Source organism: Listeria welshimeri serovar 6b str. SLCC5334 (genome assembly GCF_000060285.1).
GTDB classification, from domain to species: Bacteria; Bacillota; Bacilli; order Lactobacillales; family Listeriaceae; genus Listeria; species Listeria welshimeri.
Window position 1 is genome coordinate 1,290,853 of the sequence record NC_008555.1, and the last position, 24,455, is coordinate 1,315,307.

23 protein-coding genes are annotated in these 24,455 nt (G+C 35.7%); 17 read left to right on the forward strand and 6 right to left on the reverse strand.

What is annotated here, in order from left to right:
- Positions 1-89: 89 nt before the first annotated feature.
- From LWE_RS06570 to LWE_RS06585, 4 genes are all read left to right on the forward strand, one after another.
- Complete coding sequence (locus tag LWE_RS06570) at positions 90-497, forward strand: CoA-binding protein (protein WP_011702109.1); 408 nt, start codon at positions 90-92, stop codon at positions 495-497.
- Between the two features lie 180 nt (positions 498-677).
- Positions 678-2,645 carry a DNA topoisomerase IV subunit B gene (parE, locus tag LWE_RS06575; protein ID WP_011702110.1) on the forward strand — a complete coding sequence of 656 codons (1,968 nt, stop codon included), beginning with the start codon at positions 678-680 and terminating at the stop codon, positions 2,643-2,645.
- Positions 2,642-5,101, forward strand: a complete 2,460-nt coding sequence (gene parC, locus LWE_RS06580; protein WP_011702111.1) for a DNA topoisomerase IV subunit A — start codon at positions 2,642-2,644, stop codon at positions 5,099-5,101. The genes parE and parC overlap by 4 nt, the downstream gene beginning before the upstream one ends.
- 80 nt (positions 5,102-5,181) lie before the next feature.
- Positions 5,182-5,649, forward strand: a complete 468-nt coding sequence (locus LWE_RS06585) for an S-ribosylhomocysteine lyase (protein WP_011702112.1) — start codon at positions 5,182-5,184, stop codon at positions 5,647-5,649.
- 32 nt (positions 5,650-5,681) lie between these two features.
- On the opposite strand, the gene LWE_RS06590 is transcribed toward LWE_RS06585, so the two are convergent.
- Entirely contained in the window at positions 5,682-7,493 is a 1,812-nt protein-coding gene (locus LWE_RS06590) for an acyltransferase family protein (protein WP_011702113.1), read from the reverse strand.
- Positions 7,494-7,706: 213 nt separating this feature from the next.
- Here LWE_RS06590 and LWE_RS06595 point away from each other — a divergent pair, with 213 nt between their 5' ends.
- The 9 genes from LWE_RS06595 to LWE_RS06635 all read left to right on the forward strand — a co-directional run bounded on the left by LWE_RS06595 (position 7,707) and on the right by LWE_RS06635 (position 17,668).
- Positions 7,707-8,414 (forward strand): glycerophosphodiester phosphodiesterase, encoded by a 708-nt coding sequence (locus LWE_RS06595; RefSeq protein ID WP_011702114.1) that lies wholly within the window; start codon positions 7,707-7,709, stop codon positions 8,412-8,414.
- Between the two features lie 225 nt (positions 8,415-8,639).
- Positions 8,640-10,316 carry a glycerol-3-phosphate dehydrogenase/oxidase gene (locus tag LWE_RS06600; RefSeq protein WP_011702115.1) on the forward strand — a complete coding sequence of 559 codons (1,677 nt, stop codon included), beginning with the start codon at positions 8,640-8,642 and terminating at the stop codon, positions 10,314-10,316.
- 123 nt (positions 10,317-10,439) lie between these two features.
- Complete coding sequence (gene miaA, locus LWE_RS06605; RefSeq protein WP_011702116.1) at positions 10,440-11,357, forward strand: tRNA (adenosine(37)-N6)-dimethylallyltransferase MiaA; 918 nt, start codon at positions 10,440-10,442, stop codon at positions 11,355-11,357.
- Positions 11,358-11,478: 121 nt separating this feature from the next.
- Positions 11,479-11,712: an RNA chaperone Hfq gene (hfq, locus tag LWE_RS06610; RefSeq protein ID WP_003719566.1), complete on the forward strand. Its 234-nt coding sequence runs from the start codon at positions 11,479-11,481 to the stop codon at positions 11,710-11,712.
- A gap of 108 nt (positions 11,713-11,820) precedes the next feature.
- Entirely contained in the window at positions 11,821-13,044 is a 1,224-nt protein-coding gene (hflX, locus tag LWE_RS06615; protein ID WP_077904716.1) for a GTPase HflX, read from the forward strand.
- The gene (locus LWE_RS06620; RefSeq protein ID WP_011702118.1) at positions 13,037-14,272 is read left to right on the forward strand and encodes a methionine gamma-lyase family protein; all 1,236 of its coding nucleotides are present in this window, start codon (positions 13,037-13,039) and stop codon (positions 14,270-14,272) included. Before hflX ends, LWE_RS06620 begins: the two co-directional genes overlap by 8 nt.
- A gap of 193 nt (positions 14,273-14,465) precedes the next feature.
- Entirely contained in the window at positions 14,466-14,834 is a 369-nt protein-coding gene (locus LWE_RS06625; RefSeq protein ID WP_003719570.1) for a MerR family transcriptional regulator, read from the forward strand.
- Between the two features lie 70 nt (positions 14,835-14,904).
- Complete coding sequence (glnA, locus tag LWE_RS06630; RefSeq protein ID WP_011702119.1) at positions 14,905-16,239, forward strand: type I glutamate--ammonia ligase; 1,335 nt, start codon at positions 14,905-14,907, stop codon at positions 16,237-16,239.
- A 133-nt stretch (positions 16,240-16,372) separates the two neighbouring features.
- Positions 16,373-17,668, forward strand: coding sequence for an arsenic transporter (locus tag LWE_RS06635; protein ID WP_011702120.1), 1,296 nt, complete (start codon positions 16,373-16,375; stop codon positions 17,666-17,668).
- A gap of 31 nt (positions 17,669-17,699) precedes the next feature.
- Here LWE_RS06635 and LWE_RS06640 read toward each other — a convergent pair whose 3' ends face one another.
- Together LWE_RS06640 and lexA are read right to left on the reverse strand one after the other, a co-directional pair.
- Positions 17,700-18,221 carry a GNAT family N-acetyltransferase gene (locus LWE_RS06640; RefSeq protein WP_011702121.1) on the reverse strand — a complete coding sequence of 174 codons (522 nt, stop codon included), beginning with the start codon at positions 18,219-18,221 and terminating at the stop codon, positions 17,700-17,702.
- Positions 18,222-18,250: 29 nt separating this feature from the next.
- Positions 18,251-18,865 carry a transcriptional repressor LexA gene (lexA, locus tag LWE_RS06645; protein WP_011702122.1) on the reverse strand — a complete coding sequence of 205 codons (615 nt, stop codon included), beginning with the start codon at positions 18,863-18,865 and terminating at the stop codon, positions 18,251-18,253.
- Positions 18,866-19,023: 158 nt separating this feature from the next.
- On the opposite strand from lexA, the gene yneA reads away from it, so the two are divergent.
- The 4 genes from yneA (at position 19,024) to LWE_RS06665 (ending at position 22,277) form a co-directional block, all read left to right on the forward strand.
- The gene (yneA, locus tag LWE_RS06650; RefSeq protein WP_011702123.1) at positions 19,024-19,353 is read left to right on the forward strand and encodes a cell division suppressor protein YneA; all 330 of its coding nucleotides are present in this window, start codon (positions 19,024-19,026) and stop codon (positions 19,351-19,353) included.
- A 92-nt stretch (positions 19,354-19,445) separates the two neighbouring features.
- Positions 19,446-19,673, forward strand: coding sequence for a DUF896 domain-containing protein (locus LWE_RS06655; RefSeq protein ID WP_011702124.1), 228 nt, complete (start codon positions 19,446-19,448; stop codon positions 19,671-19,673).
- 146 nt (positions 19,674-19,819) lie between these two features.
- Positions 19,820-21,814: a transketolase gene (gene tkt, locus LWE_RS06660; RefSeq protein WP_011702125.1), complete on the forward strand. Its 1,995-nt coding sequence runs from the start codon at positions 19,820-19,822 to the stop codon at positions 21,812-21,814.
- 223 nt (positions 21,815-22,037) lie between these two features.
- Positions 22,038-22,277, forward strand: coding sequence for a YneF family protein (locus tag LWE_RS06665; RefSeq protein ID WP_003723442.1), 240 nt, complete (start codon positions 22,038-22,040; stop codon positions 22,275-22,277).
- Positions 22,278-22,339: 62 nt separating this feature from the next.
- On the opposite strand, the gene LWE_RS06670 is transcribed toward LWE_RS06665, so the two are convergent.
- Genes LWE_RS06670 through LWE_RS06680 form a run of 3 tightly spaced genes read right to left on the reverse strand, consistent with a single transcriptional unit; the run spans position 22,340 to position 24,447 of the window.
- Complete coding sequence (locus LWE_RS06670; RefSeq protein ID WP_011702126.1) at positions 22,340-23,170, reverse strand: DUF2785 domain-containing protein; 831 nt, start codon at positions 23,168-23,170, stop codon at positions 22,340-22,342.
- Positions 23,171-23,187: 17 nt separating this feature from the next.
- Positions 23,188-23,919 carry a class I SAM-dependent methyltransferase gene (locus tag LWE_RS06675; protein ID WP_011702127.1) on the reverse strand — a complete coding sequence of 244 codons (732 nt, stop codon included), beginning with the start codon at positions 23,917-23,919 and terminating at the stop codon, positions 23,188-23,190.
- Between the two features lie 21 nt (positions 23,920-23,940).
- Positions 23,941-24,447 carry an IbrB-like domain-containing protein gene (locus LWE_RS06680; RefSeq protein ID WP_011702128.1) on the reverse strand — a complete coding sequence of 169 codons (507 nt, stop codon included), beginning with the start codon at positions 24,445-24,447 and terminating at the stop codon, positions 23,941-23,943.
- Between the last annotated feature and the right edge of the window lie 8 nt (positions 24,448-24,455).

Consider the following 24,455-nt stretch of genomic DNA (forward strand, 5'->3'; position numbering starts at 1 on the left):
AATTATTGAGATGAAACAAGGGAGGAAGTTGAAAAAAACGTAAAAATAGCTTATGATTAGAAAGAATAGTATGGGGGGCGATTAGACTAATGCAAAATCCAACAAAAGAAGAAATTAGGCAAATTTTAAAAGAGTCAAAAGTAATCGCAGTCGTTGGTTTGAGTGATAAGCCAGAACGCACAAGTTATCGTGTTAGCCAAATAATGCAACAAGCTGGATATAAAATTATCCCAGTAAACCCTAATGTAGATGAAATTTTAGGCGAAAAAGCTGTAAAGAAATTAGCTGATATTAAAGAACATGTGGATATAGTTAATGTCTTCCGCCGTTCAGAATTTTTACCTGAAATAGCCAAAGAGTTTGACCAAATGGATGCAAATGTATTTTGGGCACAACTTGGCATTGTTAATCAAGAAGCATTTGATTTTTTGACAGAAAAAGGATATCCTACTGTCATGGATTATTGCATTAAGGTTGCTTATCAAGAAATGGACTAATGAAATACCATTTTTGAAGCAAGCAGGTTCTTATAGCAGAACCTGTTTTTTATATGAAACGAATTTTGTTACTAAAATATCACTTTATTAATTAGCTAGTTAATGCTATTCTGATAAAGTGGTTTTAAGCGAATAAACTATAATAGTTGTAGATTGATGGAATGAAGGGAGTTTTGACATATGAATCGGAATGAGTATAATGATGATTCTATTCAGGTGCTTGAAGGACTGGAAGCGGTCCGGAAACGCCCAGCGATGTATATTGGCTCAACAGATGTACGCGGGTTGCACCATTTAGTATATGAAATTGTAGATAACTCGGTCGATGAGACCCTTGCAGGATTTGGTAAGAAAATTGTGGTAACACTTCATGATGATGGTAGCGTTAGTGTCAGTGATGAAGGACGCGGAATGCCTGTTGGAATGCATAAAACTGGGAAATCCACAGTAGAGGTTATTTTAACTGTACTTCATGCTGGTGGTAAGTTTGGGCAAGAAGGCGGTTATAAAACAAGTGGAGGACTGCATGGTGTTGGTTCCTCTGTTGTAAATGCATTATCAGAATGGTTAGTTGTTACCATTAATCGTGACGGTGCGACATATCAGCAAAAATTTAAAGACGGCGGAAAGCCAGATGGTACGCTTAAAAAAATCGGTAAATCAAAAGCCACTGGGACGACAATTCGTTTTAAACCAGATCCAACTATTTTTCCAACTACTTCCTTTAATTATGAAACCTTATCTGAACGTTTAAGAGAATCTGCATTTCTTCTAAAAGGCATGTTGATTCAATTAGTGGATGAACGAGTTGGAATGGCAGAGTCTTTCCATTTTGAAGAGGGTGTGAAAAACTTTGTAGAATATATTAATGAAGGAAAAGATGTACTTCACCCAGTAGCCAGTTTTGAAGGGGAAAATGCAACCATTGAAGTAGAAATGGCGTTCCAATTCAATGATGGTTATTCAGAAAACATCTTGAGCTTTGTTAATAATGTGCGAACACGTGGAGCAGGCTCGCATGAATCAGGAATGAAAGCTGCGATGACACGTATTTTCAATGATTATGCTCGTCGCGTTAATCTTTTAAAAGAAAAAGATAAAAATCTCGAAGGTAGCGATATTCGCGAAGGTTTATCCGCTGTACTTTCTATTCGTGTGCCAGAAAAAATTCTCCAATTCGAAGGTCAAACGAAAGAAAAATTAGGGACACAGGAAGCGCGTCAGGCAGTGGATGCTGTTGTGGCTGAACATTTAGCTTACTTCCTCGCTGAAAACCCTGAAACGAGCTCTCTTCTTGTTAAAAAGGCAGTTAAAGCAAGAGAAGCAAGGGAAGCTGCTAGAAAGGCGCGTGAAGAAACACGTAATGGCAAGAAAAAGAAACGTTCAGAAACGCTTCTGTCTGGTAAACTAACACCAGCTCAATCACGCAATCCTAACAAAAATGAACTTTATCTTGTCGAAGGGGACTCTGCGGGAGGATCTGCCAAACAAGGTCGTGATCGTCGCTTCCAAGCAATTTTGCCACTTCGAGGAAAAGTAATCAATACAGAAAAAGCAAAACTACAAGACATCTTAAAAAACGAAGAAATTAGCACTATTATTCATACAGTTGGTGCTGGAGTTGGTACGGAGTTTGATGTAGAAGATTGTAACTATGACAAAGTTGTTATTATGACCGATGCTGATACAGATGGTGCGCATATTCAAGTACTATTACTAACATTCTTTTATCGTTATATGCGACCACTTGTTGAGGCTGGTAAAGTCTTTATCGCATTACCGCCACTTTATAAAGTAAGTCGTGGTTCTGGGAAAAAAGAAGTGATTGAATATGCCTGGACGGATGAGGAGTTAGATTCTGCTATCCAAAAAATTGGTAAAGGCTACATGATTCAACGTTATAAAGGTCTTGGTGAAATGAATGCAGATCAACTTTGGGAAACAACAATGAATCCAGACACACGTACTTTGATTCGAGTGCGCGTAGATGATTCCGCACGCGCTGAACGACGCGTAGCAACACTGATGGGTGACAAAGTAGAGCCAAGACGTCAGTGGATTGAAAAGCATGTCGAGTTTTCTATGGAAGATAACCAAAATATTTTAGAAAATGAAAACATGATGGTTGAGGAGGCGAAAGACATTTGAGTAATCCAGAACAACATATCCAAGACTTAGCGCTTGAAGAAGTTATGGGCGACCGTTTTGGTAGGTATAGTAAATATATTATTCAAGAACGTGCGCTTCCAGATGTACGAGATGGACTTAAACCTGTTCAACGTCGTATTTTATTTGCAATGAATGTCGAAGGAAATACAGCTGAAAAAGGTTTCCGTAAATCTGCTAAAACAGTCGGGAATGTAATTGGTAATTATCATCCGCATGGTGATTCTTCCGTTTATGAAGCAATGGTACGGATGAGTCAAGACTGGAAAGTTCGTAATATGCTCATTGAGATGCATGGGAACAATGGTAGTGTAGACGGTGATCCGCCTGCTGCAATGCGTTATACTGAAGCACGACTTTCCCCAATATCCGCTGAATTGTTACGTGATATTGAAAAAGAAACAGTCGACTTTATTCCTAACTTTGATGATACTTCTAGTGAACCAACTGTTTTACCAGCACGTTTTCCTAACCTTTTGGTAAATGGTTCTACAGGTATTTCGGCCGGATATGCAACTGATATTCCGCCACACAATTTAACTGAAATTATTGAAGCAGTCATTAAACGACTGGATAAGCCGCTTTCAACAACTGAAGATATTATGAAAATTGTCAAAGGACCTGATTTCCCAACTGGCGGAATTATTCAAGGTATTGACGGAATTCGTAAAGCTTATGAAACTGGAAAAGGCCGTATAGTTGTTCGTTCCAAAACAGAAATTGAAGATATTCGTGGTGGCAGAAAACAAATTACTATTCATGAAATTCCATATGAAGTGAATAAAGCTAATTTAGTCAAACGAATGGATGAACTACGTATTGAGAAGAAAATTGAAGGGATTTCAGAAGTACGTGATGAAACAGATCGTACTGGCCTCCGTATCGCTGTTGAACTAAAAAAAGATGCCAATGCGGAAGGCGTTCTGAATTATCTATTTAAAAATACAGATTTACAAGTAAGTTATAATTTCAACATGGTAGCCATTCATAATAAACGTCCAGAGTTAATGGGTATTATCCCAATGCTTGACGCTTATATTGAACACCAAAAAGAAATTATTACGAAACGTTCAGAATATGACATTCGTAAAGCACGTGCTCGTCAACATATTTTAGAAGGATTAATTAAGGCGCTTTCTATTCTAGATGAAGTTATTAAGTTAATTCGTGGTTCCAAAGACAAACGTGACGCTAAATTAAACTTGCAAACAACATATGATTTCAGTGAAAAACAAGCGGAAGCAATTGTTTCCTTACAACTTTATCGCTTAACGAATACAGATATTCATGAACTTCAAAGTGAAGCAAAAGAACTAGCGGACCAAATTAGCGTACTTGAAAAAATCTTGGGTGATGAGTCCGAACTTATAGCTGTTTTAAAATCCGAACTAGCGGACATCAAGAAAAAATATAAAACACCTCGCCGGACTGAAGTGCAAGCAGAAATCAGCGAAATCAAAATTGATACTGAAGTACTGGTTGCTAATGAAGATGTGATAGTATCTGTGACCAAAGAAGGGTATGTTAAACGTACAAGTCAACGCTCTTATGCAGCGTCAAATGGGGCTGAACTTGCTATGAAAGAAGCCGATCATGCCATCTTCATTAAGAAAATGAATTCACTAGATACACTCCTTTTATTTACGAGCAAAGGGAACTTCATTTATCGACCTGTCCATGAATTACCAGATATTCGTTGGAAAAATCTTGGGGATCATGTTAGTCATTTGGCTAGTGATTTATCTGCAGGTGAAGAAATACGCTCAGCTATTGCTATTCAAACTTTCACGGAAGAAAAACGTTTCCTATTTGTGACTAAAAATGGTATGACGAAACAATCAGCCATTACGAATTACAAACCACAACGTTATTCCAAATCGATGATGGCTATCAAGTTAAAAGATAATGATGAACTTTTAAGTGTGAATTTAATTGATGGTACAGAAGATATATTCTTAGCCACTCGTAATGGCTATGGGCTGCGTTATCCAATTGCTGAAATACCAGAGTCTGGGGCAAGAACAGCAGGTGTAAAAGCAATCAATCTGAAACAAGACGATATTGTCATTGGTGGAGTAATACTTGCGCCTAATGACACAAAACACATTTTATTAGCGACTCAGCGTGGTTCATTGAAACAAATGAAAGCAAGTGAATTTGAACCAATCTCAAGAGCCAAACGTGGTTTATTAATGTTACGAGAACTTAAAAATAATCCACATCGCTTTATCGGCATGACATTAGCTGATAATAATGATCATTTATTTATTGAAACAAACACTGATCAAATTGTTGAGATAGATGTAGCTAATCTACGTGTGACGGATCGTTATTCTAATGGTTCGTTTGTATTAGATGAAACGATGGAAGGAGAACCGAAATCCATTTGGTTAGATATTCCAGAAATAAAAGACACGAGTGACGCGAAAGACGAGTAATGAGAAAGAATCTTTGCATTGAAAATATGCAAGGATTCTTTTTTTTGATATAATGACTAGGAATAAAAGGAGGGGCACGCATGACAGAAAAAATGAATGTAGAAAGTTTTAATTTAGATCATACGAAAGTAAAAGCACCTTTTGTTAGACTAGCGGGAACGAAGGTTGGTTTGCACGGAGATGAAATTTATAAATACGATGTCCGTTTTAAACAGCCTAATAAAGAACATATGGATATGCCAGCACTTCATTCACTGGAGCATTTAATGGCGGAACTTGCTAGAAACCATACTGATAAATTAGTTGATATTAGCCCTATGGGATGTCAAACAGGTTTTTATGTATCTTTCATCAACCATAATGACTATGATGATGCATTAGAAATTTTAGCTACAACGTTAACAGATGTTTTAGCTGCAACAGAAGTACCAGCCTGTAATGAGGTGCAATGTGGTTGGGCAGCGAGTCATAGCCTTGAAGGAGCTCAAGCGCTTGCGGCAGAATTTTTAGCTAAACGAGACGAATGGAAAAATGTGTTTGGTGAATAAAAGAAAAACTCAACCGATTTAATGGTTGAGTTTTATTTGTTCATAGCATTTGTAAGCATTGAGACATAAGCTTTTGCACCGGTTTTGGTCAAATGAACGCCATCTGATGCAAAATATTGAGATTGACCACTTGATAATGAGTACCAATCTACTACTGTAACATTCGATCTAGAATCAGCACTCGCAATACTATTATTTACTTCTTCTTGCCAGCCTCGAGGTACACGTGTGTTAACTAAATAAATATGAGCCTTATTAAATTGATCTAATAACTCATTTAATTGCTCGTCTGTGAATGGACCATTTGTACCAAGTTCTAGTATGACTGCGCTAGTAGAACTATTAAATTTTCTATAATTTGATGAGGTATTGATAGCATCTTTTAATTGTCTGCCCACTAAGCCATCAATCGTTACATGAGGAACGGCTTCTCTTAAATATGGCTCAATATCAAGCATAACTGAGTCACCTATGGCTAAAGTTTGTTTAATGTTTGGTGGTTGAGCAGCAGGTTTGTTTTTATTATCAGATTGGGCAGGTTTTTTCTCAGTTGGAGTTTTTGTTGTTTTAGGTTTATCCGTTGTTGTTTTAATAGAGGTAGGTTGTTTTTCTGCACTTGTATCAACGGGAAGAATATTAGTCATACCAATACTAAATGTGATTAAAACTGCTGCGAGTCCGGCGATTCCTAACCATTTGCCAACAGGTTTATTTTTCCAAATAAAATAATTTTTATCTTTGAAACTCTTGAAATAATTAATAAAACCATTTTTTCGTATAGGGGTTTCAATGTAACGAAACGATAATTCAGCAATAATAAATGTAGCCGCAACTTGTAAGATAGAGCGCCAAATGCTCGGTTGACCGATTTCCAAGACTGGTGTAGTCAAAGTAATTATCGGATAGTGCCATAGATAAATACCATAAGAACGAGTACCAATCCATCGTAACGGTTTAAAACTAAAAATCTTACTTAAATAAGAAGCGGGATGTGCAATAGTCGCAATCATTACAACTCCCATTATGGCCACGAATAACAATCCACCACGATATAAAAATGGCTGATATTCACTTACCAAAGCAGTAATTAAGAAGAAAAATAAGATGCTTATTGTGCCAGCTATATTTAGAGCAGCTTTACTTCGTTTTGGAATATTAGGACTTAATCGATTGAACGGCCAAACAAATGCAAGTGCACACCCTGATAGTAAATCAAATAACCGAGTATCTGTACCATAATATACACGACTCGGATCGGTTCCTGGAACATATAGAATCGTCATCCAAATTGCGGATAGAAGACCCAGTCCAATAACAATTTTTAATAGTAATTTTGGATTTTTAACCCATCGTAAAAAGACAAGTAAAAAAACAGGCCAAATCAGATAAAATTGTTCTTCAATCGCAAGTGACCACAAATTTTTAAGTGGTGATGGCATTCCAAAAGAATCGAAGTAAGATACATTATGAAAAATAAACCACCAGTTACTAACATAAAAGAAAGAAGCAATCGCGTCGCCGCGTAAATTTTTCAAAATTTCAGAGTGGAATAAGACGGAGAAAATGACTACAACTACAATCATTACATATGCAGCTGGAATGAGTCGTCTGAAACGTCTTAACCAAAATTGTTTTAATTGAAGTGTTTGATTTTTTTCCCATTGTGTTAGTAAAATGTTTGTAATTAAATAACCAGATAAAACGAAAAATATGTCTACGCCGATGAATCCGCCTTTTGCCCAACTGAAATTCAGATGGTAGGCGATAACAGCAATAACAGCGAGTGCTCGAAGCCCATCAATACTCGGAACATATTTTCTACTGTAGCGAGTAGTTCTTTTCAAAATAACATCTCCTAATTGGGATAAGTAAAAATGTCTGTAATAAAACTAGACAGAGATTATGGAGCCTTCTGCTTTTAGCTCCATACTATAATACCATACATAAATCAAGAAGTAATTTAAAAAGCAAAATTAATATACAGATTTTAATAATTTGAGTATATTTACTTACTTTTGTTATAGTATGGATAAGTAAAAAGTTTGGGAGGTAGGCAAATGACAGAGATATATGCTCATAGAGGGAGTAGTGGAACTGAACCAGAAAATACGATACCAGCGATGAAAAAAGCAATACTATCTGGAGCGGATGGAATAGAATTAGACATACATGTTCTTAAGTCTGGCGAACTAATTGTTATGCATGATGAACGAGTAGACCGAACAACGAACGGTACAGGTTTTTTAAAAGATTATACGCTTTCTGAAGTGAAAAAATTAGTTGTTGCTAAACGTTTCTTTCGTAAAGTACGAGTCCCAACTCTAGAAGAAGTGTTCAATTTGATTGGGACATCAGGTGTTATTCTTAACATTGAACTAAAAACTGATATTTTTACATATGATGGAATAGAAAAGAAAGTAACCGATTTAGCAAAAAAATATCCAGAGGTACAGGTGATGTATTCTTCTTTTAATGAAGATACATTAATTCGTTTGCGAGAAATTGATAACAAGGCTAAATTAGCACTCATTACACATAAAAATTTAGACGCAGTTCTCCCATTACATACAAAAATTAATTTAGAAGCTGTCCATCCTCCTATAAAAGCTGAAAAAGACCCCGTAGTATCCAATATTCCTGCTCGTTATTGGACAGTAAACAAAGAAGAGGATATAGAACACTTTTTCTCCGCCAAGGCAAAAGGAATTATTACTGATTTTCCAGAACGAGCAGTAGCAATTAGGAAGAGGAAATATCCCCACTGAGCAAAACGCTTTCATTCTAATAAGTTAATAGCTATAATAAAGCTAAGTTAATAAATATTATTGTCTGAGATTCGGAGAGACTGCAAAAGGCGAGCGCAATCGTCTTACTTTGCAGTCTCTTTTTTTGTTTTTTTAAAGCTTAAAGCGTTTCAGTTAGATGAAAAAGTGGAAAAGTGAGAAGAAGGCATTATTCAGATGGTAAACAATTTGAAGGGGGCAAACAAAATGGTACAATTATTTTCAGCATTTGATAGAGAAACAATTGAAAGAAATCTTCAAGAAGAAAAATTCGATTTAGTCATCGTTGGCGGAGGAATTACTGGTGCGGGAATCGCATTAGATGCAACTACTAGAGGAATGAATGTTGCATTAGTAGAAATGGGTGACTTCGCAAGCGGAACATCCAGCCGTTCAACCAAATTAGTTCATGGTGGTCTACGTTATTTACAACAATTTGAAATCAAAGAAGTAGCAGATTTAGGGAAAGAACGTGCGATTGTATATGAAAATGGACCGCACGTAACAACACCTGAATGGATGATGCTCCCATTCCATAAAGGTGGGAACATGGGTAAAACAACCGCTTCATTCGGAATACGTTTGTATGATTATCTTGCAGGCGTGAAGAAAAATGAACGTCGTAAAATCCTAAGCGCAAAAGAAACATTAGCAAAAAACCCTTTTGTAAAAAAAGATGGTCTGAAGGGTTCAGGCTATTATGTAGAATACCGGACAGACGATGCTCGTTTAACAATCGAAGTCATGAAAAAAGCGGTAGAACTAGGAGCAAATGCAATCAATTATACGAAAGCAGAACACTTTTTATATGATGATAATAAACAAGTGGTAGGTGTTACAGTTACCGATCGTTTAACAGGAAAAGCTTACGATATTAAAGGTCACCGTGTTATTAATGCAGCTGGTCCTTGGGTAGATAAAGTAAGAAAATTAGACTATGCGACAAATAATAAACACCTTCGTTTAACTAAAGGAATTCACTTAGTTATTGATAAGAAAAAATTCCCAATGGAACAAGCTGTTTATTTTGATACTCCAGATGGAAGAATGGTATTCGCAATTCCACGTGATAAAAAAGTCTATGTTGGAACCACAGATACAGTTTATGATGAAGCAGTAATTAATCCAAAAGCGCTTGAGTCTGATCATAATTATGTAATTAAAGCAATTAACTACATGTTCCCAGATGTGCATATTACTGAAAAAGATATTGAATCAAGCTGGGCAGGGGTTCGTCCATTAATTTACGAAGAAGGTAAAGATCCATCTGAAATTTCACGAAAAGATGAAGTTTGGTTCTCAGAAAGTGGCTTAATAACAATGGCAGGTGGGAAACTAACTGGTTACCGTAAAATGGCTGAAAAATTACTTGATGATGTTTCCAAAACGTTGACAAAAGAAACAGGCAAAAAATATAAACCAGTTCAAACGAAACATTTACCAATTTCGGGAGGAGATATTGGAGGCTCAGAACAACTTGAATCTTTCCTTTCCAAAAAAGCGAAAGAAGGAAATAATCGTTTCGGTTGGACATTAGAAGAGGGCCGTGAAATCGCCAAACGTTATGGTAGCAATATTGATCAATTGTTTACTTATGCGCAGGAACATAAAGAACAAGAGGAATCGACTCTACCAAACAGCTTATATGCGGAATTACGTTATTCTATTCAGCACGAAGCTGTTACAACGCCAATTGACTTTTTACTTCGTCGGACTGGCTACTTACTGTTCGATATGCCTTATTTACTCGAGTGGAAAGATGCCGTTATTGATGAAATGGCAAAACAATTCCACTGGAGTGATGAAGTAAAACAAACCTATATAGAAGAATTAGATATTCAAATTAATGATGCTAGAGAGCCGGCTGATTGGCACGATAGATAATTAATCATGAAAAAGCGCTTATCTTTTGAGATTTGCGCTTTTTTTATGAAAAAAAGCATTTTCGCTATTTTCAAGAACCCATTTTCATGGTACATTGATTACAGACGAAAAGGAGGTTTTTTTTTGAGCAAGATTCCTGTCATCGTCATCGTTGGCCCAACTGCTGTCGGCAAAACAAGTCTTAGTATTGAATTAGCGAAAAAGTTGGATGGAGAAATCATTAGTGGCGACTCTATGCAAGTATATCGTGGGTTAGATATCGGTACAGCAAAAATCACATCAGAAGAAATGTGCGGTATAAAACATCACCTTATTGATGTCACAGATGCGTCTGTGCCATTCACTGCAGCGAAATTCCAATCAGAAACAATGGCTTTGATTGAATCCATACATAGCCGCGGAAAACTTCCTATTATAGTTGGCGGGACGGGTCTTTACATTCAGTCTGTTTTTTATGATTATGATTTTGGGAATTCAAGCGAGGATAAGGCGTTCCGAGCAAAATTAGATTCTTTAGACAAAGTAACTTTATGGAAAATGCTAGAACAACAAGACCCTGAAAGCGCAAAACTTATTCATGAAAACAATAAAAGGCGCGTTATTAGAGCGTTGGAAGTGATACACCTAACCGGAAAACCTTTTTCCGAATATCAAGTTCATCATAAATTAAATGATATGTATAAGCCTCTTTTTTTAGGACTTGATTTAGATAGGGCATTACTTTATGAAAGAATCAATCAGCGCGTAGATATAATGTTTGAACAAGGACTAGTTTCAGAAGCAAAAAAACTATACGATGAGAACCTAGCTGATGTACCAGCCATTCGTGGTATAGGTTACAAAGAATTATTTACCTATTTTGAGGGCAATAGTACACTGGAAGAAGCGAAAGAATTAATTCAAAAAAACTCGCGTCATTTCGCGAAAAGACAGTTAACTTGGTTTAGGAATAGGATGGAAATTAACTGGATTCAAGCTGGTACCAGTTCAACTGAAACCGAAGCAATGAATAAAGTGAAGACCTTTTTAGCATCTAAATAATACTTTTCTGTTTGGTAGTAAGAAATAAAGGGTATTTGAAATTAGCCAACCAATTGCACTATGGAGTATATTGGGGTTTGGGAAATTTTTTAGTATAAGATAGAGATTGGAGAGGGAAATTATGAAACAAGGTGGACAAGGATTACAGGATTATTACTTAAATCAATTACGTAAGGAAAAAATTCTTGCAACAGTATTTTTAACAAATGGTTTTCAGTTAAGAGGACGCGTTGTGAGTTTTGACAATTTTACCGTATTACTTGATGTCGAAGGAAAACAACAACTTGTATTTAAGCACGCAATTTCAACTTTCTCCCCGCAAAAGAATGTCGCTTTAAATCCTGATGCGGAATAAGCAATTCCTTTAAAAGACAAGAAACTCGTTTTTGGCGATGTTTCATGTCTTTTTTTTATGCAAAAAATATGCTACGATTAGATTTGTCTGAAAAAGGGAGATATGCTTGTGGAACGTGAAAAAATAATACTTGTAGGCGTAATATTGCCAAATAAAACAGAAGAAGCTTTTTGGAACTCCATGAATGAACTCTATAGCCTTGTTAAAACGGCAAATGGAGAAGTAATGGATGAGTTAACTCAAAAATTAGAACGTGTCAGTCAGGCCTCGTTCATTGGTTCTGGCAAGCTATTAGAACTAGCAGAACTAGTGGAAATGCATGAAGCTGATGTGGTTATTTTTAATAGTGAACTCAGTGCTACACAAGTGCGTAATATTTCAAAAGTAGTGGATGCACGAATTATTGATCGTACCCAATTAATTTTAGATATTTTTGCCATGCGTGCAAAATCTAAAGAAGGTAAACTACAAGTTGCATATGCTCAGTATAAATATTTGCTACCTAGGCTCAGTGGACAAGGAACTTCACTTTCTAAATTAGGTGGAGGAATTGGTTCAAGAGGTCCCGGAGAATCAAAATTAGAAATGGATAAACGCCATATTCGTGAGAAAATGTATGATATAAAAGCTCAACTAACACACGTAGAGAAACATCGTAAACGAATCATTGATAGGAGAAATACTCAATCAGTTTTCCGTTTCGGTTTAATTGGATATACAAATGCAGGAAAATCCACCATTTTTAATCGATTAACTAATGAAACGACACTAGAAGAAGATAAATTATTTGCAACACTTGATCCAACCACTAGAAAAATTCGATTTGAAGGCGGATTTCATGCACTTTTGACTGATACAGTTGGATTTATTCAAGATTTACCAACCACTTTGATTGCAGCATTCCGCTCTACTTTGGAAGAAACTGCGAATGTGGATGTTTTAATTCATATTGTGGATGCATCAGATCCTGATTATTTACAGCATGAAACGACTGTTATTAAGTTATTACAAGAATTAGAAATGAACCATCTTCCTACATTAGTTGTTTATAATAAAATGGATAAAGCACCTGCAACTTTTGTACCTGATCGTCCGGAACACCTTCTTTTTTCTGCGTTAAATCCGGATGCACCTAAAATAATAAAACAACGAATGATCGAATTAATCGAAAAAAATTGGTCTTTCTTTACGATGGATTTATCGGAAGAAAACGGCAAAGAATTGGCGCAAATAGGGCAACAAGCATGGTTGACAAAACTGGAATATATTGAAAACGAGGCATGCTACCGAATAGAAGGTTATCGTCCTAGAAAGGAATCTACTAATGACTGAAATACAAACAATAAGAAAAAAAGTCGAACTACAAATTGCTTCTTTGCAAAACGAAACAGAAGAAATTGCAGAATTTAACCAAGCGAAAGTGTTAGATGCTTTCCAAGAAAATAAAGTCAGTGATTTTCATTTTAATCCTTCTACTGGTTATGGTTATGATGATGAAGGTAGAGATACATTAGAACGCGTCTATGCAGATGTATTTAAAACAGAAGCGGCTCTTGTTAGACCACAAATTATTTCGGGAACGCATGCTATTTCTACCGTTTTATTCGGCATTCTTCGCCCGGGAGATGACTTATTATACTTGACCGGACAACCCTATGACACATTGGAAGAGATTGTTGGTATAAGAAGCCAAGGTCAAGGATCACTTAAAGATTTTCAAATAGGTTACGATGCTGTTCCATTAAAATCAAACGGAGAAGTAGATTTTATAGAAGCTGCAAAAAAAATTACCTCAAAAACGAAAATGGTTGGCATTCAACGATCAAGAGGTTATGCAGATCGGCCATCATTCACAGTCGAAAAAATAAAAGAAATGATTGCTTTTGTAAAAAAAATCAATCCAAATATTATTATATTTGTAGATAATTGTTATGGTGAATTTGTAGAACGTCAAGAACCGCCTGAAGTTGGTGCAGATATTATTGCTGGATCACTCATTAAAAATCCCGGTGGCGGTCTAGCGAAAACAGGTGGTTATATCGCTGGCAAGGTTGAGCTAGTTGATTTATGTGGTTATCGTTTAACAACACCTGGAATAGGAAAAGAAGCAGGTGCGTCTCTTTATAGTTTGTTAGAAATGTACCAAGGGTTCTTTTTAGCGCCTCATGTAACTTCTCAAGCAATTAAAGGAGCGCGTTTTACAGCTGCAATGTTAGCTGAGTTTAATGTAGAAGCGGATCCAGTATGGGATGCGCCGAGAACAGACTTAATCCAGAGTATATCCTTCCATAACCAAGAAAAAATGGTCGCTTTTGCTCAAGCGATACAAAAAGCTTCTCCTGTAAATGCACACGTTTTGCCAATTGGTGCGTATATGCCAGGTTACGAAGATGACGTGATAATGGCAGCAGGAACGTTTATACAAGGTGCAAGCCTAGAACTTACAGCAGATGGTCCGATTAGAGAACCTTATCAACTCTATGTCCAAGGCGGTTTAACTTATGAACATGTAAAAATAGCTGTAACTAGAGCAATTCAAAATTCTTTACTCAAAAACTAACATTTATTTTCAAAAAAAGTTTTATTTTTTTACTACGGTGATTTTCATCGTAGTTTTTTTGTTGCTAAATCGTTGGTATATATCGGTTTTGATACATGTTAGATTATCTTACATAAATTTGACAAAACATCTAACGTACATTATAATGCTACTATCATCAAAAAAAATAAGGATGTTTTGAGGGGGAATTGTCGTGAGTGAAAAGGAAATCCGGAGATCCATGCCGCTGTTTCCAATTGGGCCCGTAATGAAGCTAACTGATCTCACTGCTAGACAAATTCGCTACTATGAAGACCAAGGATTAATCCATCCAGCACGAAATCAAGGAAATCACCGTTTGTACTCACTTCAAGACATTGATGTTTTGCTAGAGATAAAAGATTATTTGAATGATGGTCTGAATATTGCGGGAATTAAGAAAATGTATCAAATGCAACAAAAAGAATCAAAAGAACCTTTGACAGATGACGATGTACGTAAAATACTTAGAAAAGAAATGCAACAAGCTGGTCGTTTTGTAAAACAAGATGCCACAGGAAAACAACAATTACCAAGGTTTTAAAAAAACTAGAAGAGGTATTTACTTTATTTAGAAGTTAATATAATTAGATTATTTAGGAGGAATTTAGATTATGGCAAAATATACAAAAGAAGACATTTTCCGCTTCGCAGATGAACAGAATGTAAAATTTATTCGTTTACAGTTCACGGATATTCTCGGGATAATTAAGAATGTGGAAATTCCTGTTAGCCAACTAAAGAAAGCACTAGATAACAAAATCATGTTTGATGGTTCCTCCATAGAAGGTTTTGTGAGAATTGAAGAGTCCGATATGTATTTATTCCCGGACCTCGACACTTGGGTAGTATTCCCTTGGACAGCTGAAAAAGGAAAAGTTGCAAGAATGATTTGTGATATTTATAATCCTGATATGACACCATTTGCAGGAGATCCGCGTGCAAACTTAAAACGTGTACTTAAAGAAATGGAAGAGTTAGGTTTCACGGAATTTAACTTAGGACCAGAACCAGAATTCTTCCTCTTCAAATTAGATGAAAATCGTCGTCCGACACTTGAACTAAATGATAGTGGTGGTTACTTCGATTTAGCACCAACTGATTTAGGCGAAAACTGCCGACGTGATATTGTGCTTGAATTAGAAGAAATGGGCTTTGAAATCGAAGCATCCCATCATGAAGTGGCTCCTGGTCAACATGAAATTGACTTTAAATATGAAGATGCAATTACGGCGTGTGATAGTATCCAAACATTTAAATTAGTAGTTAAAACAATTGCTCGGAAACATGGTTTGCATGCTACATTTATGCCAAAACCACTATTTGGAGTAAATGGTTCAGGAATGCATTTCAATATGTCCTTATTTACCGAAGAAGGTAATGCGTTTTATGATAAAGATGGTGAACTTGAATTAAGCCAAACAGCTTATCACTTCTTAGCAGGTATGTTAAAACACGCTCGTGGATTTACAGCGGTAACTAACCCAACAATCAATTCTTTTAAACGTTTAGTTCCTGGTTATGAAGCACCATGTTACATTGCATGGTCAGGTAAAAACCGTAGTCCACTTGTGCGCGTACCAAGTTCTCGTGGACTTAGTACTCGTCTTGAATTACGTAGTGTAGATCCATCTGCTAATCCATACTTAGCAATGGCAGTATTACTAAAAGCTGGTTTATCTGGAATTAAAGATGAATTAACTCCTCCAGCACCGGTTGATCGTAATATTTATGGTATGAACGAAGAAGAACGTGAAGCGACTGGTATTTACGATCTTCCAGAAAGCCTAGGTCACGCGCTAATTGAGCTTGGAAAAGATGATACCATTAGAGACGGTTTAGGTGAACATATTTTTGAACACTTTATTGAAGCAAAAACGATTGAATGTGATATGTTCCGTACAGCGGTTCATCCGTGGGAACGCGAACAATATCTTGAAATCTATTAATACTAAAAAAATCTCGTTTCCTATTATTGGAAGCGAGTTTTTTTATGTGTGATTGGAAATTAAATGTTTGATGTTTGATGGATAGAGGCATATATTTATAGTTGAATTATATAAGCTAGAGAAAGGGGAAGTTATGCAGATTACTTTAGCTGTTTTAGTATTCGCCATGACACTTTTATTTGTGATTTGGCAACCTAGAAATTTATCAATTGGATGGTCAGCTTGTTGTGGAGCATTAATCGCATTATTACTTGGTGTTGTTACATTATCAGATGTTGTCACTGTCACAGGCATTGTTTGGAATGCTACACTCGCTTTTATTGCAATTATTATTATTTCGCTTATTTTAGATGAAATTGGATTTTTTGAGTGGGCTGCATTACATATGGCGAGAATTGCGCGTGGAAATGGATTGCTAATGTTTATACTTATTTCTGTTTTAGGAGCATTTGTTGCCGCATTTTTTGCTAACGACGGCGCAGCGTTAATTTTGACGCCAATTGTTTTAGCGATGGTGCGTGCGCTTCATTTTGATGAGAAAAAGGTGTTTCCATTTATTATTGCAAGTGGATTTATAGCAGATACTACATCTTTACCGCTTGTGGTTAGTAATTTAGTAAATATTGTTTCAGCGGATTTCTTCCATATTAGTTTTTCCAAATATGCCTTAATAATGTGGATTCCAACGCTTTTTTCTTTGATTGCGAGTATTGTGATTTTATATATTTACTTTCGAAAAGCGTTGCCTAGAAAATATGATGCTAGCGATATTCAAGTACCGTCTTCTGCTCTTAAAGACAAGAAAATGTTTCGTATTTCTTGGGGCATACTTATTGTGCTTGTAATCGGTTATTTTTCAAGTAGCTTTTTAGAAATTCCTGTATCATTTATCGCTATACTAGTAGCGCTCATCTTTTTATTGGTTGGTGCAAAAAGTCACGCAGTATCTACAAAGTCTATTTTAAAAGGGGCACCTTGGAATATTGTATTTTTTTCAGTTGGTATGTATGTGGTAGTATATGGTTTGCAAAATGCGGGAATTACCAAATTATTATCAGAAGCTATCTCATATGTATCAAATTATGGCCTATTTATCGGTACAGTGGGAATGGGGTTTATTGCAGCAATTCTATCTTCTGTGATGAATAATTTACCTACTGTCATGATTAATGCGCTGGCAATCGATCATACATCTTATAGTGGAATAATGAAAGACGCGCTGGTTTATGCGAATGTCATTGGCTCTGACTTAGGACCGAAAATAACACCAATTGGTTCGCTTGCTACATTGCTTTGGCTACATGTCTTGGCTCAGAAAGGCATAAAAATAAGCTGGGGTTCCTATTTTAAAATTGGAATTGTCATAACTATTCCAGTTTTATTTGTTACACTTGTTGGTCTTTATATTTCTTTACTCATATGGAACTAAAAAAACACCCTGTACATAATGTGCAGGGTGTTTACATTTTATAAAGAACATGTGGTTTTAAAGGGTCACCATCAATTAATGCTGGATGTTCAAAAGTAGCTATTTTTGTTAATTGAATTTTTTTCATTACATGTTCGGAAGGTTTATTTAAAACTGCTGTAAAACTGTATACTTCATCTATTAAAGTGTTCTCTTTGGCAAATATTAGAGCGCTTTTTGCGGCTTCAGTAGCATATCCTTGATTCCATGCGCTTTTTTTAAGCCGCCAGCCGATTTCAATACATGGCGTAAAACTAGCTTCAAATAATGCTTCATGAAAACCAACAAATCCGATAAATTCATTACTAGATTTTTCTTCTATTGCAAAAAGTCCATAGCCAAAAGTTGTTAATTCTTGTTGATTTCTATCTAAAAATGCGTCACTTTCTTGCTTAGTTAATATAGAGGGGAAGTATTTCATCACATCTTTATCAGCATTCATTTCACTAAAAGGTAGATAATCACTTGGCAAATAATCCCTTGCAATTAGACGTTTAGTTTCAAAATAAATCAATATCAAAACCACCTATTCTATATAGATTATTAACGAATATCTCTATATAGCCCAATAACTTTTCCAAGAATAGTAACATTGTTTAAGATGATAGGCTCTAATGCATCGTTTTCTGGTTGTAATCTAAAATGATTGGCTTCTTTATAGAAACGTTTGCAGGTTGCTTCGTTTTCATCTGTCATTGCTACAACGATTTCACCATTTATAGCGGAGTTTTGTTGACGCACGATAACTTTATCTCCGTCAAGAATACCAGCGTTAATCATACTTTCGCCGTCAATTTCTAGCATGAAGACATTGGTTTCTCCAGCCGCCATATATTCCGGTAATGGGAAGTATTCCTCAATATTTTCAATGGCAGTAATTGGCATCCCAGCAGTTACTTTTCCGATGATGGGAATGTTAACAACATTTGGCGTTTCGGCTTCGTCTTCTAAAGACAGTATTTCTATAGCACGAGGTTTAGTTGGGTCACGTCTGATTAATCCTTTACCTTCAAGGCGAGCAAGATGGCCGTGTACAGTGGAACTGGATGCAAGCCCAACAGCTTCACCGATTTCACGTACGGAAGGTGGATAACCTTTTTCTTTTACTTCAGATTTAATAAATTCATATATATCTTGTTGACGTTTAGATATCTTCATGGTTTCACCTCATTGATTTAATGGTTATTTTATAACTCAAGTATAGCAAAAGAAAACCCAATATGCAAACAAAGGTTCGTTTTTTTATGTTGACATATACGAACGACTGTTCTATAATGTAGAAAAGCGAACATACATTCTTTTTGGAGGGATTATTGATGACTTTAAAATTAATTTGGGATAAATTTTATGTTTCTATTATATTTGTGATTACTTGTTTAGTTCTAGGGATTGTTTTAATGTGTACTGTGTTAGGAAATAGCAACAACTATTCTGAGGTTAATATAAATGAAGGTGATTCTTTGTGGGCAATAGCAGATGAATATGCTAGTAAGAGCGACATGCCAAAAGCAGATTTTGTAGCATGGGTAGAAAAAGAGAATAATCTTACTGAAGGTCACGTTAAAGCAGGAGATTCTGTTGTTATTCCAGTACATGAAACAAAGTTACAAAACAGTGATAGCACTATTCAACTTGCAAACCAGTAAAAATGATTTTACTATCGTTTATGATATAATATAGAAAGTAGCGTTTATGCTACTTTCTTATTTTAATATAATGAAGAAAAGGATGAAGTGTGATGCTAGAAAAAGCTAAAATAGATCGTATTAATGAACTTTCTAAAAAGAAAAAAGCAGGGACATTAACCTCAAATGAAAAAATCGAACAAGAAAAACTAAGAAAAGAATATATTAAATCATTTCGAACACATATGAAAGGTACAATAGAAAATACAACTATTATTGATCCTAAAGGTAATGATGTAACACCGCATAAAATAAAACAAATGCGGAAAAATAAGAACTGATAATTAGTACCAAATGAACATTTTTGCGCAAATGAACAAAAATACCAATCAATTAAGCAATTTAAAGCAATTATTGGTTGTGTTAATTGCTTTTTAGGCTTATTATTAAAAGTAGTTAAAATTATATTTAAGAGAGGATGTTTCACTTGTTCGATAACACAGATAGTTTAGCAGTAAATACAATTCGTACTTTATCAATGGATGCAATTCAAAAAGCAAATTCTGGTCATCCAGGGCTACCAATGGGAGCTGCACCAATGGCTTATGCACTTTGGTCTCGCGTATTAAATACAAATCCTAAGAATTCACATTGGTTCAATCGAGATCGTTTTGTGCTTTCTGCTGGACATGGTTCGATGCTTTTATATAGTTTATTACATTTGAGCGGATTTAAATTAGAATTAGAAGACCTTAAAAACTTCCGTCAATGGGAAAGTAAAACTCCAGGTCACCCAGAATATCGCTATACAGACGGTGTAGATGCTACTACTGGTCCACTTGGTCAAGGTATTGCAATGGCTGTTGGTATGGCTATGGCAGAAAGACACTTAGAAGCGAAATATAATAAAGATGAATTTCCTGTAGTGGATCATTATACGTATGCGCTATGCGGAGATGGTGATTTAATGGAAGGTGTTGCTTCTGAAGCTGCTTCTTACGCTGGACACCAACAATTAGGAAGATTAGTTCTTTTATATGATTCCAATGACATTTCACTTGATGGAGATTTAGATAAGTCTTTCTCAGAAAATGTAAAACAACGCTTTGAAGCATATGGTTGGGAGCATTTACTAGTAAAAGATGGTAACGATACAGCAGAAATATTAGCTGCAATTGAAAAAGCTAAACAAAATACTTCTCAACCTACCATGATTGAAGTGAAAACGGTTATTGGATTTGGTGCGCCAAATGCTGGTACTAGTAAAGTTCATGGCGCTCCACTTGGTGATGAAGGTATTTTAGCTGCGAAAAAAGCATATGGCTGGGACTACGAAGAAAAATTCTTTGTTCCGGAAGAAGTTACTGCTCGCTTTAAAGAAACAATTGGCGAACGCGGTGAAAAAGCAGAGGCAGCATGGAACGAATTATTTGCTTCTTATAAAGCGAAATACCCAGAGCTTGCTAAACAATTAGAAGATAGCTTAAATAACAAGTTACCAGCTGATTGGGATGCAGAGCTTCCAGTATATGACGATTCTAAAGCACTTGCTAGCCGTGCTTCAAGTGGTGAAGTTATTAATGCATTAGCTGCTAAAATCCCAACTATTTTTGGTGGTTCAGCAGACCTTGCTGGTTCTAATAATACAACGATTAAAACAGATGGTGAATTCACTAAAAAAACTCCTGCAGAACGCAATATCTGGTTTGGTGTTCGTGAATTTGCAATGGGTGCAGCGTTAAACGGTATGGCTCTCCACGGAGGGCTACAAGTATACGGAGGTACATTCTTTGTATTCTCTGACTATGTACGTGCTGCGATTCGTTTATCCGCAATCCAACATTTACCTGTAACTTATGTTATGACACATGATAGTATTGCTGTTGGGGAAGATGGTCCAACACATGAGCCAATCGAGCAACTTGCAAGCTTACGTGCTATGCCAGGACTTTCTGTTATCCGTCCTGCTGATGGAAATGAAGTAGTAGAAGCTTGGAAACTAGCGATTACTTCGACAGATACTCCACATGTACTTGTTCTTACTCGTCAAGGCTTACCAACATTGCCAAACTCTGCTAAATTGACTGCAGAAGGCGTTAAAAAAGGTGCTTATGTTATTTCACCAGCTAAAAATGAAGTTCCGGAAGCAATAATTCTTGCAAGCGGCTCTGAAGTGAATTTAGCTGTTGAAGCACAACAAGAACTTCAAGCACAAGGAACAGATGTATCGGTTGTAAGTGTGCCATCATTTGATCTATTTGAACAACAATCAGCTGAATACAAAGAAAGCGTCTTACCAAATGCTGTTAGAAAACGTGTAGCAGTAGAAATGGGTGCTAGCTTTGGATGGGAACGCTATGTTGGTTTAGACGGAAAAGTTATTGGCATCGACAAATTTGGTGCTTCTGCTCCAGGTGAAACAGTAATTAAAAATTATGGATTTACAGTTGAAAACGTGGTAAACACAGTGAAATCACTTTAATTAAACAAACAGACCGCTACTTATTTTTATTAGGGCGGTCTGTTTTTTTTATGCTTTTTTTAGATTGCGCAAGTGGTGCCTTTAATGTTATAATTACGAGGTTGTTTGCAGCTTTTATTGATAAATTGATCTAGATGATAAGTTTTGCTGAAAAGTATTGTCTGTTTATTATAAATCAAGTACAATAAAAGAGGATTTTGTTTCAAGGAGGAGAAAAGAGACTATGTGGATTTACATTCTTGTCGGCATTATTTGTTTACTAGCTGGTCTTGCGGGGGGATTCTTTATTGCAAGACGTTACATGATGAGCTATTTAAAAAACAATCCGCCAATTAACGAACAAATGTTACAAATGATGATGGCGCAAATGGGTCAAAAACCATCACAAAAGAAAATCAATCAAATGATGAGCGCAATGAACAAACAGCAAGAAAAAGAAAAGCCAAAAAAAGCGAAGAAATAATCTTTTTATCAAAGTAAAACCATGTAGAATTAGTTAAGCTTAACTAATTCTACATGGTTTTTTTATAAATCTAAATTATTTTTACTTACATTAATATAACGGTTTACAATCGGAAAGTCTTTAAAGTTCACTTTGTATTTTAAAACAGATAATTTTATGAGTAATGTTTGGGTAAATTGCTTTATATTTATCAAAGGTATTTCTGGTAATAAATTAGGTATGCTTTCTGCTAAAGTAATTAGCCAGTTTGTAACTTCTTCATAACTTATTTTTTTCATAAATAATGCGGTTATAATAATATTACTTAATCGTTCATCCTCTTCTCCAGTTAAGATAACTGTGTTTGTTTTATAAAAATCACTAATAGAATTCATAATTATTTTCACATCTGAATTTTTAATGGTTGGTTGATATATTAATTCATCTAGAGCATCTGCTGTGTGAGCTATGCAATGTGACCAACCTTTTCCTTCAACAAAAGAAAGCATATTTTGTTCTTTTTTTAAAAGTTCATTGAGCAAAATAAAAATTTTTTCTATTTCTTTATCATTTAAAAAAGCATGAATTTTATTGTTTTCTAATAGTAACGCGATAATTAATGCTAGAAAAGATCGTTGAAATACAGCGTCGGAATCAATTTTATCAATTTTAAAAAGTAAGTTCTTTTTATTCACAGAATAATTATAAATTCTCATTTTTTGATGAATAGTTAAGTTATCTCTAATAACAAGCCATTCAGAAAAAATATGATAAGCAATAGTATCTCTTAAAATACTATCTGTAGAAGATAAATTAGATAACATTATATCAATTATTTTATCAGAAGTTTTTAGATCTTTAGGTAGTTTATATTCATTTTGTTTTAACTTAGTGTATAAATGAGAATCGTACAAGTTATTTCCTACTTTCTTTAAAGTTTACTTGCAGAAATGATCAACATCATTGGACGGCGGAATTCATCTTGCATTTCTGGGAGATCTTTAAGTTCAGGAGCTGGTTCTGGCTCGATTACGTTATTTATTTGAAAGCCGTTTTTTAAGAGAGTCTGGATGTAGGTTGTGATAGTCCGGTGATATTTATGAACCTCTTTACCGAGAAAATTTGTTGTACGAATCGATTCATCAAAGTAATGGTCAACTGGCCAGTGTAACTTGTTGCCAGCTTCATCTGTATACCAGTCTTGTTTGCCCTCAGCCGTAAAAATAGGGTGTTCGACCGAGAAAATGAATTTGCCATTAGTTTTAAGATTAGTATGAACTTTTTTGCAAATATCTTGGTAGGAGGCAACGTAATGAATTGCTAGCGAACTGAGAACAACATCATAAGCTTCTGGTTCCACCTCGACATCTTCTATTGCTTTTTGTTCGTAACTAATTACTTCAGATGTCGTTTTTTGTTTTGCTTCAGCTAACATTCGCTCGGATAAATCTATGCCAACTACTTTTTTAGCACCATGCTCAGCGGCGTAGATGCAGTGCCAACCAAAACCGCAGCCTAAATCAAGTACGGTTTTTCCATCGAAATCAGGGAGAAGTTTTTTGAATTCGTGCCATTCTCCAGCCGCGCTTAGGCCTTCTTTAGAGCGGGGCATTTCGCTATATTGTTCAAAAAAGTGTTTATCATCATATTTATTTTCTTTCATTTTCTTTCCTCATTTCTTAAATTAATCGGGTACTTTACTAAAATCTTTATCTAAGAAAAGGTGAGCTAGACCACTCACTTGTTTTAAGCGTAAGATTTCATTCGCATCCATTCCAATATTTTTCATAATCCAATTGTCTGACATACCGCTATCTACCAGTTCACCGACAATATTAGACATTAATTCTACATTATGAAATCCTCTTGCCCGGTTATGTCTAATTGTTGAGGCAATTCGGTTAACGGCATCTTTCTCTAAAATGACAACTGGGAGCATTTCATTTTCTCTTTCACGAATACGTTTGGATGTTTTCATGATTGTATAACGATGAAACCCGTCTATTATTTCATAGTTGCCTGAATCTTCCAAGGGAAAACAGACAATTGGTTGTGTATAGCCGTCTTCCCAAATTGATTTTTCTAGTAGCTTTAGTTCCGTTGTGGGGACGGTATTGGGATTATAGTTATTTGCTTTAAGTTTAGTGTAATGAACAGGCGTGACACCATATACAGGGCTTTTGTAATTCATTATATCAC

What these genes read in the sequence shown, in the direction of transcription:
- LWE_RS06635 (WP_011702120.1), top strand. Translation starts at nt 16,373, where the DNA reads ATGCAGATTACTTTAGCTGTTTTAGTATTCGCCATGACACTTTTATTT.
- LWE_RS06570 (WP_011702109.1), top strand. Translation starts at nt 90, where the DNA reads ATGCAAAATCCAACAAAAGAAGAAATTAGGCAAATTTTAAAAGAGTCA.
- LWE_RS06675 (WP_011702127.1), bottom strand. Translation starts at nt 23,919, where the DNA reads ATGAAAGAAAATAAATATGATGATAAACACTTTTTTGAACAATATAGC.
- LWE_RS06665 (WP_003723442.1), top strand. Translation starts at nt 22,038, where the DNA reads ATGTGGATTTACATTCTTGTCGGCATTATTTGTTTACTAGCTGGTCTT.
- yneA (WP_011702123.1), top strand. Translation starts at nt 19,024, where the DNA reads ATGACTTTAAAATTAATTTGGGATAAATTTTATGTTTCTATTATATTT.
- LWE_RS06655 (WP_011702124.1), top strand. Translation starts at nt 19,446, where the DNA reads ATGCTAGAAAAAGCTAAAATAGATCGTATTAATGAACTTTCTAAAAAG.
- hfq (WP_003719566.1), top strand. Translation starts at nt 11,479, where the DNA reads ATGAAACAAGGTGGACAAGGATTACAGGATTATTACTTAAATCAATTA.
- LWE_RS06595 (WP_011702114.1), top strand. Translation starts at nt 7,707, where the DNA reads ATGACAGAGATATATGCTCATAGAGGGAGTAGTGGAACTGAACCAGAA.
- LWE_RS06600 (WP_011702115.1), top strand. Translation starts at nt 8,640, where the DNA reads ATGGTACAATTATTTTCAGCATTTGATAGAGAAACAATTGAAAGAAAT.
- LWE_RS06680 (WP_011702128.1), bottom strand. Translation starts at nt 24,447, where the DNA reads ATGAATTACAAAAGCCCTGTATATGGTGTCACGCCTGTTCATTACACT.
- LWE_RS06620 (WP_011702118.1), top strand. Translation starts at nt 13,037, where the DNA reads ATGACTGAAATACAAACAATAAGAAAAAAAGTCGAACTACAAATTGCT.
- lexA (WP_011702122.1), bottom strand. Translation starts at nt 18,865, where the DNA reads ATGAAGATATCTAAACGTCAACAAGATATATATGAATTTATTAAATCT.
- glnA (WP_011702119.1), top strand. Translation starts at nt 14,905, where the DNA reads ATGGCAAAATATACAAAAGAAGACATTTTCCGCTTCGCAGATGAACAG.
- parE (WP_011702110.1), top strand. Translation starts at nt 678, where the DNA reads ATGAATCGGAATGAGTATAATGATGATTCTATTCAGGTGCTTGAAGGA.
- LWE_RS06585 (WP_011702112.1), top strand. Translation starts at nt 5,182, where the DNA reads ATGACAGAAAAAATGAATGTAGAAAGTTTTAATTTAGATCATACGAAA.